The organism is Arthrobacter sp. LAPM80, from assembly GCF_046736435.1.
Lineage (GTDB): Bacteria > Actinomycetota > Actinomycetes > Actinomycetales > Micrococcaceae > Specibacter.
The window spans coordinates 13803-31095 of sequence record NZ_JBCHVD010000007.1; the positions used below are offsets into that span (position 1 = coordinate 13803).

Here is a 17293-nt window from a genome sequence, read left to right on the forward strand (position 1 = left end):
GCGCAAAGGGGGATCCCGTGTCTAAGTCTGCATCAGCAGTACGCATTGTTGTTGGAGTCGACGGTTCAACTGCGTCGGCTAACGCCCTCAAGGAAGGCGCTAGGCTGGCCGCGGAGCTCGGCGGAGTTGTCGATGCCGTGGCGGTGTGGGAGCTACCCGCCAATCACGCAAGCTACGAAGCCGTTGGCATTGGCAATTTTGAGGAGGGCGCACGGAACTGGCTCGCCGACTCATTGTTTCAGGCATTTGGGGATCAGGTTCCCGTGTCAGTATCGGCCCGTCTGGTCCAGGGAAGCCCTGCGGCTGGCCTGGTCCGGGTTTCCGAAGGCGCCCGCATGCTGGTGGTTGGGCGGCGGGGCCACGGCGGGTTGAGAGGCCTTCTTCTTGGCTCGGTCAGCGCGGCCGTGGTCAACCAGTCGCCGGTGCCTGTGCTCGTGGTCAGATAAGAGTACCCCGGGCAGTTTGGTGCCCGTAGTGCTGTCCCATGCCGCCACGATGGGCGTTTCAGTCTGGGTGTTTAACCACGTGTTTGGTTTCCCCGGCACCCCTTGCCACAGTACCCCTGATTGTTCCGTCCTGGACCTGTGACTCCGGCAACCGTTTCTGGTGGTCCGCAAAACTCGGCCCTAAATATATTTCAAAAAACGCTGCGGAGCTTCCATGAACGAACGCCAGCTGCGCACCAGGCAGGGAAGCCAACAGCGGCGAGTGGGTGGAGAGGATGACTCGGGAGTCGCCGTCGTCCATCAAGTGCTTCAGGATGCTGAGCAGCGAAAGGTAGAGCACCGATTCGGATTCGCCAAGGATCCACAGGCCGCCACCGCGGAACCTGTCGGAGCCGTTCCCTCCGACGAAGACTGTGGCACGGCCCAAGTCCAGCCCGTCCCGCAGAATCTGGCGGACCGGTGCTTGGCCAAAGATCATGGTGTTCCTACCGGTAGAAGTGCTGGCGTTCAACGGAAATAGCCGGAACGATGTCCAGACGTCCGTCGGCCATGAGCGCCACGATGGGCTCCGGTTCTGACCCTATGCCTCATCCTGTGCGGCAACGTCCGAGCTGCCAGCCCCGGAGGCGCCGCCGCAAGAGAGGAAGAAGGAGCGGGTGGGAACATCGAAACCGGGTGCGGGCATGGCAAAGCCAAATCCGTCCCAGAAGCAGAAATAGAGCTCATCGGGGGGAGGCGTATTCCCTCATGATTTCCAGCGCAGCGCGGATCATGTCGGCGTCAGACGCCGCGGCCTGGTCGCGGTGTCCCTCATTCTCGCTCTGGCACTAATAGTCGGGATCCGGCATAACACATACGCGTGCTTGGGCCAAGAACCCGCCGGGACCGAAACTGACCAGTTGGTTCCAGGGAAGGGTTGACCCCGAGATCCAGTCCGCGGACGCGGCATCCGGGCAAAGTTTGGGGCTGATAGTCAGAGCACTATCTAATGGATAGCCCTCTCCAACACCACCCTCGGCGTCCTCATGGCTTCCATCAACGCTTCGATCATATTCATATCTTCCGCGGCAGGGGCATCAACACCTTCGCTCTCGGCCTGATCTCCCTGCTAGTGGGTATCATCTACGGCATCCAACCCTACGCGGGATACACCTGGGCGGGGTGATCCAGTGGGTCCTTTCGGCACTGGTGGGCGGTGCCGTGGTGCTGTGTATTTTTGTGGTGGTGGAAAACGCGGTGGCGGAACCCATGTTCGAGCTCTCCCTGTTCTGCATCCGCGCCGTCACGGCGGGCCATGTGGCGAGCCTCCTCTCGGGCCTCGGCCGCGGCGGGCTGATGTTCATCCTGATTATCTGGCTTCCGCGGCACGGCTACAGTTTCGCCGACACGCCCCTCCTTCTTAACAGCATCGGCATGGGTCTTATCGCCGCGCCCAACCGTGCTGGCATCATGAATGCCCTGCCGCCGAACCGCCGCAGCGTGGGTGCAGGCATGAGCGCCACCTTCCAAAATTGGCCATGGTCCTTTCGATCGGCATCTTCTTCTCCCTCATGATCACGCGCCTGGCCCGAACCCTGCCGGCTACCCTGAGCTCCGGCCTGACCGTCCATGGCGTCAGCGCGGTCGACACCGCCTACCTCACAGGACGCGGTTACAACCCCAGCCACCGTGGCGGGGTCTTCAGTACCGCGCAACCGGACCTTATCTCTACCACTGACCACGGCTGCCATGCTGAGCAGGGGCCTGGCGCCCCAGGGTGATCGAAGGGGGACGAACCGCCGATAACCTGGAGCTGTCCTAGGCGGCTTAGCGCTGGTCCCGCGATTCAAGACGACTGGCCCGTTGCTCCAGATCTTTGCCCTTCCCAGAGTGCCCTGACCAGCAGGGACACGAGCAAGGCGCCCCTGCTTGGGACCCTCGGCTCATGGTCCGGGGCAGACCGCACGTTTGAGGTAGCCAGTTCCGTTGGTGCGGAGAATCCAGCCGGGTGAACGCACCGGCAGGAACGCCACCGCCGCTCCCGGCCGGAGCCTACGGCTTGCGGGCGGCCCAGGCCGTGCGACTGCACTGAACTTCGAGGCCGCCCCTGCGTTCCAGCGATTCCGAACCGTCCGCCAGCAGCACTTCCAGGGACGCGAGGTCCGCAGGGGAGGCAATGCCTGCGAGCGCGGTGCGGATCCGGCCCAGGAAGGTGCGGGCGTAGCGGGCGGTGAGTTCCGGCGTCGAATGCCCAATGGTGGGGAAGGCGCGTTGCTGGACGGTGAATCCGGCTTCCACCAGTCCCTGGGTCCAGTCGGGGTGGTGGTTCCAGCCCTGGTCGGCGAGTGCCCGGTGCAGCCTGGCTTCGAGGCCGGGCATGGCGCCGGGGGGTAGGAAGGTGGGGAGGGCGTCCATTTCGACGACGACCAACAGGCCGCCATGGACGAGTCCGCTGAACATTTCGCGCATGGTGTGCCCGGGGTCTGCGACTTCATGGAGTGAGGAGGATGCCCAGAGGAGATCCGCGGGGGCGAGGGTGGGCCACGCCTGGTCGAGGTCCGCTTCGGTGGCAGTGACCCTCCCGGCCAGCCCGTGATCCGCGGCGGCCTTGAGCGTGGCGGCAAGCATGCTGGGGGACTTGTCGAGGGCAACAATGGTCGTGCCCGGGAAGCGGCGGGCCAGGGCGAGTGTGCCTGCCCCCGATCCCGCGCCTACGTCAATGATGGTGCCGGGATTCGCGGGGGAAAGGCTGGCGGCCCATTCCGTGGCCTGGTCAAGGTAGGAGCCGAGGGTCAGGGCGTCGAGGTCGAGCATTTCCACCAATCCATCCTCAGGGGAGTGCCCGCCGGAATGGTCGTTCGAATTTATGTTCGAAGATGTGTTGTCGTGTGTGGATTCGCTCATGGTTCCACGCTAGCGGCCCATTGCGTCGATGGCATATGCTTTTGCGCATGACGCAAGAACCCGACGTGGATGCCGTCATTCGCCGGCGCATCCGCAGCCTCCGCCTCGCCCGGGGCTGGTCCCTGGAGAACCTCGCAGCACGCTGCGGGCTGAGCCCCTCGACACTGAGCCGCATCGAAACCGGGCACCGCAGAATAGCCCTGGACCAGTTGGTGCCTATAGCCCGGGCGTTCGGCACAACCCTCGATGCCATCGTCCAGTCACAGAGTGACCAGGACGTGGTCATCCGCCCGCAACCCGGACACTCACGGGGCCTGACAACATGGGTCCTCTCCAGTGAGGAGGGCATTTACGGCAAGACCGTCGCGAAAATGCGCATCACCCCCGACCGTCAGGAGGAACTCGGCACCCACCCGGGACGGGACTGGTTCACAGTGCTGGCAGGCATCGCAAGGCTCGAACTGGGGGAGCGGAGCATTCTCGTCCATCCCGGGGAGGTCGCCGAGTTCTCCACCATGGTCCCGCATGCCATATGCGCCCATGAGGGCCCGGTGGAGATCCTCACCATCTTCAACCACGACGGCGAACGGGCCCACCTTCACGGGGCGTCAGGGCATCACGATGGTTGAGCACCCGGTAAACGGCAACGATGCAATGGTGGCCATTGCCGGAGCCTGACCCATGGCCTGATGCTCGCCTACGAACTGGGCAGGCTCGGCATCCAATCAGTGGTGCTCGAAAGCCGGGATGAACCGAGCGCCATGCCCATTCCCCAGCGACGGCTGGAGGAACTGCTCGAACGCCAGGCCACATCCACGGGTGGCCGAAGTCCGCCGCTGGCACACCGTGAGCGGATCCAACGACGACGGCGACACAGCCTCCATTACCGCAACGACAGAGGGCAGTGGCTGCGCTCCACCATAGGCAACAGCAGACTAGCCGACAGGTGCAAGGTTGGCAGGATGTTCCTCAGTCAAGGGCAAGTCGACCCCTGCCGCCATGACTGATGTCTCCGGGAATTGCCTGCGCTCGCAGCCGGACCGGATGACTGCTCCTTCAAGATTCCGCAGGCGCGCTCGCGGCCGGGGCGTTTGTGCCCGCTGCGGGAATGCGACAGCTATGGGAGGCAGCAATGACTGAAGAAACAAGCCCGGTAAAGCTCAGCAGGACGACGAGCAGACCGACCGCCGCACCGTCGAGCTCATCGAACGGACCCTCGATGCGGAAGAGCCTGACTTCGTTGTCATCAACGGAGACGTCGTCAATGGCGACTGCGACAACGAGCTCGAGGTGAAGCAGGCCTGAACCACGTGGTCTAGGCCATGGAAAACCGCAAAATCCCTGGGCGGTGACGTTCGGAAACCACGATGAGGACTCGGTTCAGCGCACAGGGATGACCGAAGCGAAGATGCTGGCCTTCCTGCAGACCTACGATTTCAATGTCAACGCCGATTCGAAGCCGGGCCTCACAGGCACCTCGAACACGCAGCTCCTTATCAAGTCCGCCCGTTCGAAGTACCCCGCCTTTGGGCTCTGGCTCATTGACACTGGCCGGCATGCGCCGTCGAGCATTGCCGGCCAAAACTTTGCGGGCTACCCGACCTGGGACTGGGTGCGCATGGACCAGATCAGCTGGTACCGCGACATGTCCAAGGCCACCGAGGCCAAGTACGGCAGGAAAGTCCCTTAGCTCATGTGGGGACACATCGCCCTTCACGAGCACCGTAACATGTGGTTTGCCAGCATGGATTCATGCACCGCAGCCGATCACACCCGGGCGGTCGCCAAACACACCATTGTCGGGGGAGCGCAACGAGTCTGAGTGCCCGGGCCCCATCAACTCGGGGCTGTTCAGTGCCTTCCTTGAGCGCGCGGACGTGCTCGGGTACTTCGTGGGCCACGACCACGTCAACACCTACTGCGGCAACTACTACGGGGTTCAATTGGGCTACGCCCCCGGCACCGGCTTCGGCGCCTACGGCCTGGCCGGTCTTCGCGAAGGACTTCGGGATCGACCTGACGGCAAACCGCCAGCCCATTGTTCCCCTGATGCCCCTTAAGTCGGTAAAACCGGGCATTTCGCCGCGGGCCTGATCGGCGTAGTGTGATTGCGATAAATCCACTACCGGCGACAGGAAACCCATGACCACGCTCCAGGGCAGGCCAAACACAGCACTGCTTGTGATCGACGTTCAAAACGATGTCATGGCGGAGGCCCATCGGCCGGGGCCCGTTGTGGCCAATATCCAGGCATTGGTGGAGAAGGCCCGCCGCACAGGGACCCCCGTGGTGTGGGTCCAGCATTCCGACGACGGCCTGCCGAAGGGCTCCCCAGGATGGGAATACGTCCGGGAACTGCAGCGCGGCGACTCAGAGCCCCTGGTGCACAAGAGCTATGGTGATTCATTCGAAGCCACCGATCTGGAGGAAGTCCTGGCGGCTGCAGGGGTTGGGCGGCTTGTCGTGGCCGGTGCGGAGTCCGACGCGTGCGTCAGATCCACCATCCACGGCGCCTTCACACGCGGCTACGACGTCACGCTTGTGGGCGATGCGCACACCGCATCCGACCGCAGCCAGTGGGGCGCCCCGCCACCGGAAGGCGTCATTGCACATACCAACCTGTACTGGCGCTTCCAGCGTGCGCCCGGGCGCACCGCCGCCGTCACCAACACACATGATGTGGAATTCGGCTCCTAGCCAGGCGCAAAATCGTACGCCAACGCCGTGCGCCCGCCGGATCCGCTGGCGTGCCGGGGCAGGACGGTAGATGGCATCAAATTTCAGGAACGTTCCGGTCTCTGTTGCACTGGAGGCGATTTCCTTCAGTAGTTCAAAGCGCCCTAGAAACTCTTGACCGTCAGTCACGGCATTCTCCGCGTGTGGAGGCAGTACCTGACGGCTGGTTCTAGGACTGATTACGGGGATTTGCTTGCCGTGGGCAGCGTTGGCTGCTGCGCAGTGCACCCACCCAGTCCGCCCACCAGGACCGTGACTACATCGCCGTCGTCAACGTCATGCTCGCCTCAGCAGGACGGGCACCATGTTCATTGAGCCCGCGTCAGGACTAGTCACCCTTGTCTACTAGCCATTAACTATTAGCTAAGGAATAATAGCAGGCATGGACCAACGTTCCCAGCCCCACGACCCCCAGCTGCTCCGGGGTCTCCTGCCGATGCTGATCCTTGTGTTGCTCCGCGAGCGTGAGTCGTACGGCTACGACCTTGTCGAACGCCTGCGCATGCTGGGCTTGGTAGATCTGGCCACCGGCGCCGTATACCCCGTACTCAGCCGGTTTGAGCGCGATGGTTGGCTCACCAGCCATACCCGGGCGTCGGCGTCGGGCCCGGCCAGGAAGTACTACGCACTCACCGCAACGGGGGAGCAGGCCAGATTGGATTCAGCACGGAAATGGCGGGACGTTGCGGCTGTGGCAGAACGCGGCATGGCACTGAATGCAGGCGTCGAACAGTACGAATCAGAACGGGGAATCTCATGATCGAGGGCCGGAAAAGTGCCGGGGCCACCAGTAACCGGAAATTCGGCTTGCGCCACGCGGCTTCCAGGGAGTGGTACATCTTCCAGGTCGACCTTTGCTTGGACGGCCGGATTCCAGGCCGGCAACGCAAACGGATCCTGGCGGACCTGCGCGAAAGTATTGACGCTGATGCGGAATATAACGGGCTGCGAGAGGCATTAGACGGGCTGGGCAGACCCCAAGACCTGGCGGCAAGCTACCTCGAGGAAAGGGACCGATCCCGCCCCTTGTGGGCCGCGGGGGTCATGGCAGCCGTGATCATGCTCGTGGCCTACTGGCTGTTCTTCTTCACCTACGCCCGGGGAATGCTTGGTGTGGCCACGCAGGCCGGTGGCGAGTTCCATACGCATTTCTTCCCCGTGGAAGTTGTTGCGTTCTCGGGGGATGAGGCCGTGGGAATTGGGTGGACGGGAAGCGCGGCACTGTGGTTCCCGCTGGCGCTGGCAGTTCTGGCCTTCATCACCGCCAGCCGGGCATGGCGCGTTTTTCGCCTCAGGGCCTGAGGTGTCGGCCCGCAGTATGCGGGGCCCATAGGTAGGCGACGGTGGCACCCCTGATACAGCGAACCTACGAAATAAGGCCCTATGGACGATGGAGATATTTCGGGCCGCCAGATCCCAGCAGGCAATTTTATCGCGGTCTGCTCATATTGCGAAGGGGGCGACGAGACTCATCTAAAGTGCTCGCGAAATGGGGTGCGTGCCTCATTTGGAATGTGCTCGCGAAATCTCTGGTGCATGTTCGGGTGCTTTGGTGTGCTGGAGGGATGGACTATGGGATGTCGTTGTCTGCGCGCAGGGAGATTACGAAAAAGGAAGCCGGGGAGTATTTTCGGGCTTCGAAGAAGGTCAAGGGCGAGATCCTGGACCGGTTAGTCATTGAGATCGGGTGGTCCCGGGCGAACGCCCGCCGTCAGCTCGGGCGGGCCTTCAGGCGGCGCGGGCCCGCGCGTATCGTGGCGCGCAGGCCGAGGCCGCCAACGTATGGCTATGACACGGTGAAGGTCCTCCAGCAGGTCTGGGTCGTGGCGGGGAAGCCCTGCGGGAAATACCTGGCCGCGGTCATGGGCGCCACGCTGGCCAACATGGAATCACATATAGGTTCCGGAGCCTTCGGACGGGCCCGGCCCCGGTACAGCCCTCAGGTGCACGCACAGTTGCTGGCGAGGAGTGCGGCCACGATCGACCGGCTGCTGGCACCTTTCAAACTGTCGATGTATCCGGACGGGAAATCAACGACCCGGTCCCGGCGGAACCAGTACACCGAGGCGATACCGATCATGTCCCGCATCCCGGCCATAGACTGGCAGCCTGGCCTGGTCGCCATCGATACCGTCGCTCACTGCGGCAACAGTGCCAAGGGCCAGTACGCGTTCACGCTGACCGTCACCGATCCCTTCACCGGATGGACGATCAACCGGGCGATCAAGAATAAAGCCGCTAAATGGATCGTCGCCGCGATGGAAGAAATCCAGAACGATTTCCCGTACCCGATCGACCACTGCCATAGCGATAATGGGTCTGAATTCCTCAACGAACCAGTGACTACCTGGTGCAATACACATAACATTCGCATGACCCGGTCCCGGCCGCACCACTCGAACGACAACCCGTTTGTCGAGCAAAAGAACGGCGCCATCGTGCGCCGCTCGGCGTTCAGTTATCGCTTCGACACCGATACTGAACTCCGCCTGCTCAACGAACTCTGGCCGTTAGTGAACTTGCGCAAGAACCTGTTCCTGCCCACCAAGAAAGTCACCGGATATCACCTTAGTGGCAAGGGAAAATCGGTGCGCAGCTACGACGATCCACGCACCCCGGCCCAGCGGGTCAAGGACACCGGGATCATGCTCCAGCCCCAACGCCGTCACATGGAGGAGCTCTACGCCAGTCTGGACCTCGCCGGCCTGACGAACCGAATCAACGAGATCCAGCAGCGACTTATCCGGCTGGCTGCAGCCAAGACCTACTCCCAAGCACCCCACGCAGCCTGACTATTTCGCGAGCACAATAGATGAGGCACGCGGGACCCATTTCGCGAGCATATTGACATGAGGCACCACGGGGAACAAGCAGACGCTTGGGCTAGTTCAATGTTTTGTCAGCACCAAGTGGCACAACCATCAACGTCAGTGCAGCTTCGCCAACTCCGGTCAGCACCGCCACGGCGCCATCGACGTGCCTGACAACGAAGTCTGGCACGTGAGATGACCGGGGGGAGCGACTCTGGGAGAAAATCCTTGAGTGCCGACCTTTAGCAGCGACCGTGGGAGCAGAAAAACACGGCACCTTGAAGTTCAAAGCGCCGGCCAGAACGGAATGCCCGGGGTTGGCCTCGGACACCGCCAAGGGTGCACATGCATCAATGCTCATGACTAGGGACAACGGCTGTGCAGAGGATGTCCTCCAGAGCGTCATTTACCTTTACTTGACATAATGTAGATTATCGGCGCTTGCGGGGGTTGGCTAAGAACCTTGATTTTACGGTCATTTCATGTGAATTTGATGTTTAGGCATCCCACAGCGCCAATGATCTCCGACAGTGCGGCATCGGTATGGGAGTTCAATTCTCCCGATCGATCTGGGCGACCTTGGCGGGATCGCCTAGGTCGCAGCTTCAGATTGCCGCGGACCCGACGGGAGCCCTCGAGGCGCGGCCCATGGGCAGGTCATTCGATTCAGCACGCCAAAAAGCACTCAACTTACGCATTTTCGCCATTTAGGAATTAATCACCTAAATGTGACGTGTCTCACATAAATAGTGTGATTTGGCATACATATACACATGAATGGATTTTCATGCATGACAACTTCGTTTTTCCCTATGCTTTTGCCAGCACACGACCCGCCCAGCCCAACCACGGCCAGCGGCTAAGCCAAAGTGCCACTGACATCTTTGTCAGCTGGTCCAACGGCCAGGGCTTCGACTTCTACGTGAGGCCATTCCGTGACATGAAAGCCGTGGCCGACGCCGGCCAGACGGCAGTTGAACACGGCCAACGTGTCGAGGCGGCGGAGTCAGGAGCAATTCCCAGTGCACCCGGCTGGTGACAACCATACAGCGCTCGGACTCCCCCGCGGTATGTTCGTTTCCGGTTCACCACCCTTGATGTGGTCCGCGGCCCATGAAATGCTTAGATATCCCACCAGGAGGAATCATGCAAAAGATTGTGCCCAACATTTGGTGCCAGGGCAACGCGGCCGGCGTCGGCGACTTCTATGCCGCAGTACTTCCGGATACGTCCGCGGAGGTGGTTGCCTCCTACCCCACGGAGGACCTGCCGGATTTTCAACGTGAACTTGCCGGACAGCCCCTTGTCGTTGACGTGTCAGTGGGCGGATATCGGCTCCGCCTCATCAATGCCGGGGGTGAGTTCAGCCCAACGCCTGCCCTGTCATTCATCGTGAACGTGGATCCGTCCTCCTTTGGCTCCGGTGAGGACGAGGCCCGCGCCTGGCTTCACGCCATGTGGGAGTCCTTCTCGGACGGCGGAGTGGCTCGCATGCCGCTGGGCGAGTATCCGCACAGCCAGCTGTACGGCTGGGTTGAGGACAAGTTTGGCGTCAACTGGCAGCTGATGCTTACCGATCCGGCCCGTGGGCCTCAACAGGTGCTGGTCCCCCAGTTCCTGTTCACGGGCGCGGCCGCCCGCGCACAGGCGGCAATCGAGCTCTACACATCCCTGTTCCCGGATTCGGGAAGGATGCTCATGCCCCACCAGGGAGATACCGAGGGCGTCGCCTTCGCCGCCTTCACCCTCGCGGGCCAATCCTTCTCGGCCATGGATGGAGGAACGGACCACGACTTCACCTTTACGCCTGGCCTATCCCTTGAAGTCGACTGCGCGGACCAGGGCGAGATCGACAAGCTGTGGGAGGCGCTCTCTGCCGTGCCGGAGGCCGAGCAGTGCGGCTGGCTGGTTGACAGGTTCGGGGTGAGCTGGCAGATCGTGCCCGCGAACATGGGTGAGCTGATGCAGCACCCCGGCGCCTATCAAAGGATGCTCGGCATGAAGAAAATCATCGCCGCCGAGCTGTAAACCGCCCCGGCGTCATGCGCCGACGTACGCCGCAAGGTACTCCCCCGTCAGCGTTGACCTGGCAGCCACCAGATCGGCCGGCGTCCCCTCGAAAACAATGGCGCCGCCGTCGTGCCCTGCCCCGGGACCGATGTCGATGATCCAATCGGCGTGGGCCATGACGGCCTGGTGGTGCTCGATCACGATGACGGACTTTCCTGACGCCACCAGCTTGTCAAGCAGCCCAAGGAGCCGTTCGACGTCGGCCAGGTGCAGTCCGGTGGTGGGCTCGTCGAGGACGTAGATTCCGCCCTTCTCCCCCAGGTGGGTTGCCAGCTTGATGCGCTGCCGCTCGCCACCTGACAGGGTGGTCAACGGCTGCCCAAGCGTGAGGTAACCAAGTCCGACGTCGGACAGCCGGCCCAGTATCTTGTGCGCCGCGGGAAGCCTGGCCTCACCATCGCGGAAGAACTCCTCGGCCGCATCCACCGACATGCTCAGGACCTCGCTGATGTTCCGCCCGCCAAGGTGGTATTCAAGGACCGCTGCCTGGAAGCGCCTGCCCTCGCACTCCTCGCACATCGTGGCGACCCCTGCCATCATGCCAAGGTCGGTGTAGATGACGCCGGCGCCGTTGCAGGTGGGGCAGGCACCTTCGGAGTTGGCGCTAAACAGGGCCGGCTTCACGCCGTTGGCCTTGGCGAACGCCTTGCGGATCGGCTCCAGCAGCCCCGTGTACGTTGCCGGATTGCTGCGGCGTGAGCCACGGATGGCGCCCTGGTCAACGGTGACGACATCCTCGCGGCCCGACACCGAGCCGTGGATGAGAGAGCTCTTGCCCGATCCGGCCACACCCGTAACGACTGTCAGCACGCCCAGCGGAATGTCGACGTCGACGTCCTTGAGGTTGTTGGCGCTGGCGCCGCGCACCTCAAGCGCCCCCGACGCCTTGCGGAACGTGCCCTTGAGTGAAACACGGTCATCCAGGTGCCGGCCGGTGAGCGTGCCGCTGGCCCGGAGCCCCTCGATCGTGCCCTCATAGACGACCTGGCCGCCGGCGGATCCGGCCAGCGGACCAAGGTCAATCACGTGGTCGGCAATCGCGATGGCCTCCGGCTTGTGCTCAACCACAAGGACGGTGTTTCCCTTGTCGCGCAGGCGCAGCAGGAGCTGGTTCATGCGGGCGATGTCGTGCGGGTGGAGTCCGATTGTCGGCTCATCAAAAACATAGGTGACGTCGGTCAGCGAGGAACCCAGGTGGCGGATCATCTTGGTCCGCTGCGACTCCCCGCCTGAAAGGGTTCCTGACGGGCGGTCAAGGGAAAGGTAGCCGAGCCCGATCTCCACGAAAGAGGCCAGGGTGTCCCCCAGTGCCTCAAGCAATGGCGCAAGGGACGGCTCCTCAAGGCTGCGCACCCAGGCTGCAAGGTCGCTGATCTGCATGGCACAGGCATCGGCGATGCTTACGCCGTCGATCTTTGAGGAACGCGCGTGCTCCGCCAGCCGGGTGCCGTTGCATTCCGGGCAGGTGGTGAAGACGACGGCGCGCTCCACGAATGCGCGGATGTGCGGCTGCAAAGCGTCGAGGTCCTTGGCGAGCATGGATTTTTGCATCTTCGGGATGAGGCCCTCATAGGTCAGGTTGATGCCTTCAACCTTGATCTTTGTCGGCTCCTTGCGGAGCAGGTCGTTGAGTTCCTTCTTGGTGAATTTGCCGAGCTTCTTGTCCATGTCGAAAAAGCCGGAACCGGCGAAGATGCGTCCGTACCAGCCGTCCATGCTGTAGCCCGGGATCAGGATGGCTCCCTCGGCCAGGGACTTTCCGGCGTCGTAGATTGCTTCGAAGTTGAAGTCGTTGACCTTGCCCATGCCCTCGCACCGCGGGCACATGCCGCCGGTGACCGAGAAGCTGCGGCGTTCCTCGACCGTCTCCCCGCCGCGTTCCATCGTAACGGCTCCGGCGCCGGAGATTGAGGCGACATTGAAGGAGTACGCCTGCGGTGAGCCGATGTGCGGCTGAGCGAGCCTGCTGAAGACGATGCGCAGCATGGCGTTCGCGTCGGTCACGGTGCCGACGGTTGAGCGCGGGTTGGCGCCCATGCGTTCCTGGTCAACAAGGATGGCCGTGGTGAGACCTTCAAGGACGTCGACGTCGGGACGTGCCAAGGTGGGCATGAAGCCCTGCACGAACGCGCTGTAGGTTTCGTTGATCATGCGCTGCGATTCGGCGGCGATGGTGCCGAACACGAGGGAGCTCTTGCCCGAACCGGAAATACCCGTGAACACCGTCAACCGGCGCTTGGGGATCTCGACGCTGATGTCCTTGAGGTTGTTCACCCGTGCACCCCGGACCCGGATCAGGTCGTGGCTGTCGGCTGCGTGGGCCGGAGCCTGCGCTTCGTGTCCGGTGTCCGTGGGCATTGCTTCTCGTTTCTGGTCAACGGCGTCGTATTGGCCGCCGGCGGGCGTCAGTTCTGCGGGTCCGCCATGATGCCAAGGACATTGCCTTCGGGATCGGTGAACGTTGCAACGAGCCGTCCGCCGCCGACGTCGTACGGGACGTCCTTGATGGCAGCCCCGGCGCTTACCTGCGGGAGAACTCGGCCAGGTTGTACGGGGCAAAGTTGTTGCCGCAGATGTCCTCTGCGCGCCCCCGCCCGCGGCATCGTTCAGGCGCTCCCCGCTGGCGTCAATTCCGAAGGGCTGCGGGATGCAGTCGACGCCTTCGCGGGCAATCTACCGCAGGTATCGGTGGACTGTGGGGGTCCATGGCCCTGTTTTGCCCAGCACTGAATCGCCATCACTTTCGACGGCGTTTGTGTTGCCCCAGGGTAACATTTCGTGTGGGCCGTCAGGAGGTCGCGGCCGGGTTTTTCACCAGGAAGAGCTCGCACTTGTCGTTGTAGTACTTTTCCGACTGGCCCTGGTGTTCCATGCCAATCCGTCGACAGACGCTCTGGGACGCCTCATTAGCCGGGTTTGTCACGGCAACCACGTGCTCAAGTCCTGCGGCGAAGGCGTGCTCGAGGACTGCCGTTGCCGCCTCTGACGCATAGCCGTTTCCCCAGTGGTCGGGGTGCAGGTGCCAGCCGATCTCCACGTCGTTGGAGGGCTGCAGCGGTTCCTCGCCCGAAGCCGGGATCGGCTTGAGCAGCAGCGTGCCCACCGGCTGACTGTCTTCCTTGCGGGTGATAGCCCAGATGCCGTGTACGGGGTGGTCAAGATCCTTGAATCGCTGGACCCGCTCGATGGCCTGTGTGCGGCTGTCCATGACGGCCGGTTGCGTGCCGATGAAACGCTGCACCACCCATCGGGAGTAGAGGTCAAAGACAAAGTCGACGTCGGAATCTTCCCATGGACGCAGGGCAAGGCGCTCGGTGCTAATTACTTCTGTCATTGCATCATTATGCACGTTTCTTCTGTTATCTGTGGCTTTCGCTGTGCAAAGATGCACTTTTTGCGACGCCGGATGTCGCGTCCGTAAGGGCCAGGAGGTGCGCCTTCGGGTGAGGCGGGCTTCGAATTTGGCCACCATCCAGCCCGGGGTCCAAATACCGCCCCGTCGAAGGTCCGCGGTTCATCCAGTCAACGACCTCCAAAAATCGCAGTGACGGTTGGGGACGCGCGGAACCCATCGGGAGCAACAACAAGGTTGGGCGGGCTGGCGGCGTCATCGTTTGTCCCGGGGCTAATCCTTGATAGTCCCAACCGGTTTGGTTTGTGTCCGGCTATCTACCCTGCCTCGCGAGCTGCGCCTCGGACCCCCGCTTCAGTCCGGCAATGTGGGGAACTGTTGTCATGGTTGCGTTATTTGCGGCCATCGCCGGAGTCGGCCCCCTCCCCGCCTCTCCGGGCAAAACCATCCGGCACCGCCTCAACGAAGGAATACGTTCAAAAGCGCACCGCTGAGGGTAAGGCCCCCAGCGGGATCCGGCGGTGCCTCAAGCGATCTATCGCCCGAGAACTATTCAGTAAACTACAAACGCTCACGGCTTGACGCGAAGCGTGGACGGGTCAGAGGGCGGCAGCACAAATGTCATAAGTCGTTAGAACGGCGGTTACGTGCCCACAAGCGAAACCCGCTGCGCGCCAAGCCGTCCCGCGTCCGCCACTCAAAACGCAGGGACCGGGATTGTTACCTGGTCCCTGCGCTGATGCTGGGGCGTGCGACTGCCACGGTGCCCAGTGCCCCGCGCAGGAATGCGACGTGGGATGTGACGTTGGTAGCGATTTCGGTGGCTATCTGGCGGATTCGCCATGTCTTGACGGCAACCGCGTGGGTATCCGCTGACACCTCGGCGGTTGCCGGTGGAGGTGCTCGATGCCTCTGCCACGCTGGCAGTGGCGGCCAGGAAGGCGGCGGCGCCGAAGCTTGCACCGGGCAACGGCAGGCCCGATGAATTTCTGGTCGAACATGATCGGTCTCCAAAACACCCCAGCTGCTGTCGAGGGAACGAATTTTCACGTCTTAGTTGTCCATGGACCATTGACAGTCAGGGCATGGTTTCGGGGCACACCCACCGCGGAGTTGACAAGTGGCGCTGGTTTTGGCGGGCTGGTCCCCACCGACGGGCATCGGCGTGCGGTGGCTTGTCATTCATATGCATGCTGCGTCATGCTAGGGCCATGACTGATAAAGAAGGAAAAGTTACTGTTTCCCGCTTGTTCGATGCCCCGGCGAAGGAGGTCTTCAAGGTCTTGAGCAATCCGGCAAACCATGCAAGGCTGGACGGCTCCGGCATGGTGCGGGCCGACGAAAAATCGGACAGGATCACTGGTGTGGGCCAAGTGTTTACGATGAACATGTTTCTGGAGAAGCTCGGCGGGGATTATCAGACGGACAATCACGTGGTCGGATATGACGTGAATAAACTGCTGGCTTGGAAAACGGCGGATTCCGGCCAGGAGCCGGCTGGCTGGCAATGGGTCTGGGAGCTGGTGGCTGAATCCCCGGATTGCACCCGAGTCACCCTCACCTATGATTGGAGCCAGGTCAGGGACAAGGACGTGCTGGGACGCATCTCCTTCCCCCTAGTCCACGCGCACCAGTTGGAGGGATCGCTGGGAAAGTTGGCAGAAATGGTGGCCGGACCGCACCACACTGACTAACTACGCCAGTTGATTCCCTCTCCCACTGGGCCAAGGTGCTGACTCGAAGTCCACCGGTGAAGCACCACCTCTAGCCTGTAAGTGGTCATCGGTCAGGTGAGAGGATGGAGGCTGCCCCCGGTCCCCCTGCCAACCGAGCACCATCCTCTGTCGTTCACCGCCGAGTTCAAACGTGCGATCGTCCAGGAATGCGATGCAGTCCCGAACCTCATTGAATTTCGGGTCATTCATAAAGGGACCGGCGGCACCCCGTGGCCAGCTCGAAGCCGCCGGCAGCTGGCCTCCTTGGACGCAGCGCTGGACATTTTGGGAAACGGAGTCGCGCTCTTGGGGGCACTCCCGGGCCACCCCTCACCTACAGGCCAGCCCAAGTACCGAATTCACGGGCCCTAGCCCACGGCACAACACCCGGCCGGGCTTTCACCCCCTTGAACCCGCCGATGTCCTGGCCATATTCAACCGCCCCGAGGAGGCGATACTTTCACCGACCCAGGTCTATGCCGGGGTGGTGGATGAAGGACACTATTGGTTGATGTCCACAAAACCATGCGACGCATGGGATTCAACGAAAATGCGTGGTCAGGCCACGGGAATCAGGTTCCCCGCGCACATGCTTCTGGATTGCTTTTCTGATTTATTCCGTTTTGGGAAAAACTCAGAGGCCCAGATCACGACCATGGACACCGACATTCTGGGAACAGGAAGTACACCCCGGCCAGCGTGCACTACGGCACCGTCGATACCGTGCGTGGGCAACCCCACTGCCGCTCAGTCAGCGATCAACGAGCCGGCCTGAAAGCAGTACTCTTGGTGCCTTAACGACAGACATTACTCCCCCTACGATGTGGCACACTCCGCCGCGATGGGATGTGGACCACTGGCCCCCCTTGCCGGGCCTGACCGGCAGCCGAAACTCCCGATACCGCCCTGGGACGGCTCCGGCGGATCAAGCCCACCTAGGCTTTACTCCGGTCGCATTGTTCGGAATTCTCCCTGAGTTCACGTTGCGCCTCAGTGACGGTCGGCGGTTTATAGCCGCCCTGCTAGAACCCGGTGTCGTCAGTCCGCTCTGTGCGTCGGACGACAGTATCGCCGTCGGCCGCTCCGGCAATGGTTCGCCGTGTGGAGGTGGAGCGGCGCCTGCGGAATGTGAAGATCAGTCCAAGGATAAAGACGACCACCCCGGCGCCCATGAGGATGTTCCCGACCAAAGGAACATCCACCCACGATAACTGGAGGGTCAGGGCGAACCTAAGGACGGCACCAATAACGAACAGCACTATTCCAGCACCAATACTCACG

General features: G+C 62.2%; 19 protein-coding genes. 13 read left to right on the top strand and 6 right to left on the bottom strand.

What is annotated here, in order from left to right; translation table 11 throughout:
* Positions 1 to 17: 17 nt before the first annotated feature.
* Entirely contained in the window at positions 18 to 446 is a 429-nt protein-coding gene (locus tag AAGW05_RS08855; RefSeq protein ID WP_411804142.1) for a universal stress protein, read from the top strand.
* A gap of 58 nt (positions 447 to 504) precedes the next feature.
* Here AAGW05_RS08855 and AAGW05_RS08860 read toward each other — a convergent pair whose 3' ends face one another.
* Positions 505 to 924, bottom strand: coding sequence for a hypothetical protein (locus AAGW05_RS08860; RefSeq protein ID WP_411804143.1), 420 nt, complete (start codon positions 922 to 924; stop codon positions 505 to 507).
* 683 nt (positions 925 to 1607) lie between these two features.
* On the opposite strand from AAGW05_RS08860, the gene AAGW05_RS08865 reads away from it, so the two are divergent.
* Both AAGW05_RS08865 and AAGW05_RS08870 read left to right on the top strand, forming a co-directional pair.
* On the top strand, positions 1608 to 2000 hold the full coding sequence (locus AAGW05_RS08865) for a hypothetical protein (protein WP_411804144.1): 393 nt from the start codon (positions 1608 to 1610) through the stop codon (positions 1998 to 2000).
* A complete protein-coding gene (locus AAGW05_RS08870) occupies positions 1964 to 2206 on the top strand; it encodes a hypothetical protein (protein WP_411804145.1) in 243 nt (80 codons plus the stop codon). The genes AAGW05_RS08865 and AAGW05_RS08870 overlap by 37 nt, the downstream gene beginning before the upstream one ends.
* Before the next feature lie 271 nt (positions 2207 to 2477).
* Here AAGW05_RS08870 and AAGW05_RS08875 read toward each other — a convergent pair whose 3' ends face one another.
* On the bottom strand, positions 2478 to 3329 hold the full coding sequence (locus AAGW05_RS08875) for a class I SAM-dependent methyltransferase (protein ID WP_411804146.1): 852 nt from the start codon (positions 3327 to 3329) through the stop codon (positions 2478 to 2480).
* Positions 3330 to 3376: 47 nt separating this feature from the next.
* Between AAGW05_RS08875 and AAGW05_RS08880 the strand changes: the two genes are divergently transcribed.
* From AAGW05_RS08880 to AAGW05_RS08920, 9 genes are all read left to right on the top strand, one after another.
* Positions 3377 to 3958, top strand: a complete 582-nt coding sequence (locus AAGW05_RS08880) for a helix-turn-helix domain-containing protein (RefSeq protein ID WP_411804147.1) — start codon at positions 3377 to 3379, stop codon at positions 3956 to 3958.
* Between the two features lie 719 nt (positions 3959 to 4677).
* Positions 4678 to 5019, top strand: coding sequence for a hypothetical protein (locus AAGW05_RS08885; protein WP_411804148.1), 342 nt, complete (start codon positions 4678 to 4680; stop codon positions 5017 to 5019).
* A gap of 46 nt (positions 5020 to 5065) precedes the next feature.
* On the top strand, positions 5066 to 5389 hold the full coding sequence (locus AAGW05_RS08890; RefSeq protein WP_411804149.1) for a hypothetical protein: 324 nt from the start codon (positions 5066 to 5068) through the stop codon (positions 5387 to 5389).
* A gap of 82 nt (positions 5390 to 5471) precedes the next feature.
* Entirely contained in the window at positions 5472 to 6026 is a 555-nt protein-coding gene (locus AAGW05_RS08895) for an isochorismatase family protein (protein WP_411804150.1), read from the top strand.
* A 421-nt stretch (positions 6027 to 6447) separates the two neighbouring features.
* Complete coding sequence (locus tag AAGW05_RS08900; protein ID WP_411804151.1) at positions 6448 to 6825, top strand: PadR family transcriptional regulator; 378 nt, start codon at positions 6448 to 6450, stop codon at positions 6823 to 6825.
* Positions 6822 to 7367 (top strand): hypothetical protein, encoded by a 546-nt coding sequence (locus AAGW05_RS08905; protein WP_411804152.1) that lies wholly within the window; start codon positions 6822 to 6824, stop codon positions 7365 to 7367. Before AAGW05_RS08900 ends, AAGW05_RS08905 begins: the two co-directional genes overlap by 4 nt.
* 275 nt (positions 7368 to 7642) lie before the next feature.
* Complete coding sequence (locus tag AAGW05_RS08910; RefSeq protein WP_411804153.1) at positions 7643 to 8857, top strand: integrase catalytic domain-containing protein; 1215 nt, start codon at positions 7643 to 7645, stop codon at positions 8855 to 8857.
* An 805-nt stretch (positions 8858 to 9662) separates the two neighbouring features.
* Positions 9663 to 9914, top strand: coding sequence for a DUF2252 family protein (locus AAGW05_RS08915; RefSeq protein WP_411804154.1), 252 nt, complete (start codon positions 9663 to 9665; stop codon positions 9912 to 9914).
* Positions 9915 to 10021: 107 nt separating this feature from the next.
* Positions 10022 to 10903, top strand: a complete 882-nt coding sequence (locus AAGW05_RS08920; protein ID WP_411804155.1) for a VOC family protein — start codon at positions 10022 to 10024, stop codon at positions 10901 to 10903.
* 12 nt (positions 10904 to 10915) lie between these two features.
* Here AAGW05_RS08920 and AAGW05_RS08925 read toward each other — a convergent pair whose 3' ends face one another.
* From AAGW05_RS08925 to AAGW05_RS08935, 3 genes are all read right to left on the bottom strand, one after another.
* The gene (locus tag AAGW05_RS08925; RefSeq protein ID WP_411804156.1) at positions 10916 to 13303 is read right to left on the bottom strand and encodes an ATP-binding cassette domain-containing protein; all 2388 of its coding nucleotides are present in this window, start codon (positions 13301 to 13303) and stop codon (positions 10916 to 10918) included.
* A gap of 430 nt (positions 13304 to 13733) precedes the next feature.
* Positions 13734 to 14279 carry a GNAT family N-acetyltransferase gene (locus tag AAGW05_RS08930; protein ID WP_411804157.1) on the bottom strand — a complete coding sequence of 182 codons (546 nt, stop codon included), beginning with the start codon at positions 14277 to 14279 and terminating at the stop codon, positions 13734 to 13736.
* Between the two features lie 738 nt (positions 14280 to 15017).
* Positions 15018 to 15176, bottom strand: coding sequence for a hypothetical protein (locus AAGW05_RS08935; RefSeq protein ID WP_411804158.1), 159 nt, complete (start codon positions 15174 to 15176; stop codon positions 15018 to 15020).
* 332 nt (positions 15177 to 15508) lie between these two features.
* Here AAGW05_RS08935 and AAGW05_RS08940 point away from each other — a divergent pair, with 332 nt between their 5' ends.
* The gene (locus AAGW05_RS08940) at positions 15509 to 15991 is read left to right on the top strand and encodes an SRPBCC family protein (protein ID WP_411804159.1); all 483 of its coding nucleotides are present in this window, start codon (positions 15509 to 15511) and stop codon (positions 15989 to 15991) included.
* A 1043-nt stretch (positions 15992 to 17034) separates the two neighbouring features.
* Here the strand turns inward: AAGW05_RS08940 and AAGW05_RS08945 are convergent.
* Entirely contained in the window at positions 17035 to 17292 is a 258-nt protein-coding gene (locus AAGW05_RS08945) for a DUF6458 family protein (RefSeq protein ID WP_411804160.1), read from the bottom strand.
* Position 17293: the final 1 nt, after the last annotated feature.

Excerpts from the sequence above, each read along its gene's own strand:
- AAGW05_RS08905 (WP_411804152.1), top strand. The coding sequence starts at position 6,822 with ATGATCGAGGGCCGGAAAAGTGCCGGGGCCACCAGTAACCGGAAATTC.
- AAGW05_RS08940 (WP_411804159.1), top strand. The coding sequence starts at position 15,509 with ATGACTGATAAAGAAGGAAAAGTTACTGTTTCCCGCTTGTTCGATGCC.
- AAGW05_RS08870 (WP_411804145.1), top strand. The coding sequence starts at position 1,964 with ATGGTCCTTTCGATCGGCATCTTCTTCTCCCTCATGATCACGCGCCTG.
- AAGW05_RS08860 (WP_411804143.1), bottom strand. The coding sequence starts at position 924 with ATGATCTTTGGCCAAGCACCGGTCCGCCAGATTCTGCGGGACGGGCTG.
- AAGW05_RS08895 (WP_411804150.1), top strand. The coding sequence starts at position 5,472 with ATGACCACGCTCCAGGGCAGGCCAAACACAGCACTGCTTGTGATCGAC.
- AAGW05_RS08910 (WP_411804153.1), top strand. The coding sequence starts at position 7,643 with ATGTCGTTGTCTGCGCGCAGGGAGATTACGAAAAAGGAAGCCGGGGAG.
- AAGW05_RS08920 (WP_411804155.1), top strand. The coding sequence starts at position 10,022 with ATGCAAAAGATTGTGCCCAACATTTGGTGCCAGGGCAACGCGGCCGGC.
- AAGW05_RS08925 (WP_411804156.1), bottom strand. The coding sequence starts at position 13,303 with ATGCCCACGGACACCGGACACGAAGCGCAGGCTCCGGCCCACGCAGCC.
- AAGW05_RS08900 (WP_411804151.1), top strand. The coding sequence starts at position 6,448 with ATGGACCAACGTTCCCAGCCCCACGACCCCCAGCTGCTCCGGGGTCTC.
- AAGW05_RS08930 (WP_411804157.1), bottom strand. The coding sequence starts at position 14,279 with ATGACAGAAGTAATTAGCACCGAGCGCCTTGCCCTGCGTCCATGGGAA.
- AAGW05_RS08915 (WP_411804154.1), top strand. The coding sequence starts at position 9,663 with ATGCATGACAACTTCGTTTTTCCCTATGCTTTTGCCAGCACACGACCC.
- AAGW05_RS08880 (WP_411804147.1), top strand. The coding sequence starts at position 3,377 with ATGACGCAAGAACCCGACGTGGATGCCGTCATTCGCCGGCGCATCCGC.
- AAGW05_RS08875 (WP_411804146.1), bottom strand. The coding sequence starts at position 3,329 with ATGAGCGAATCCACACACGACAACACATCTTCGAACATAAATTCGAAC.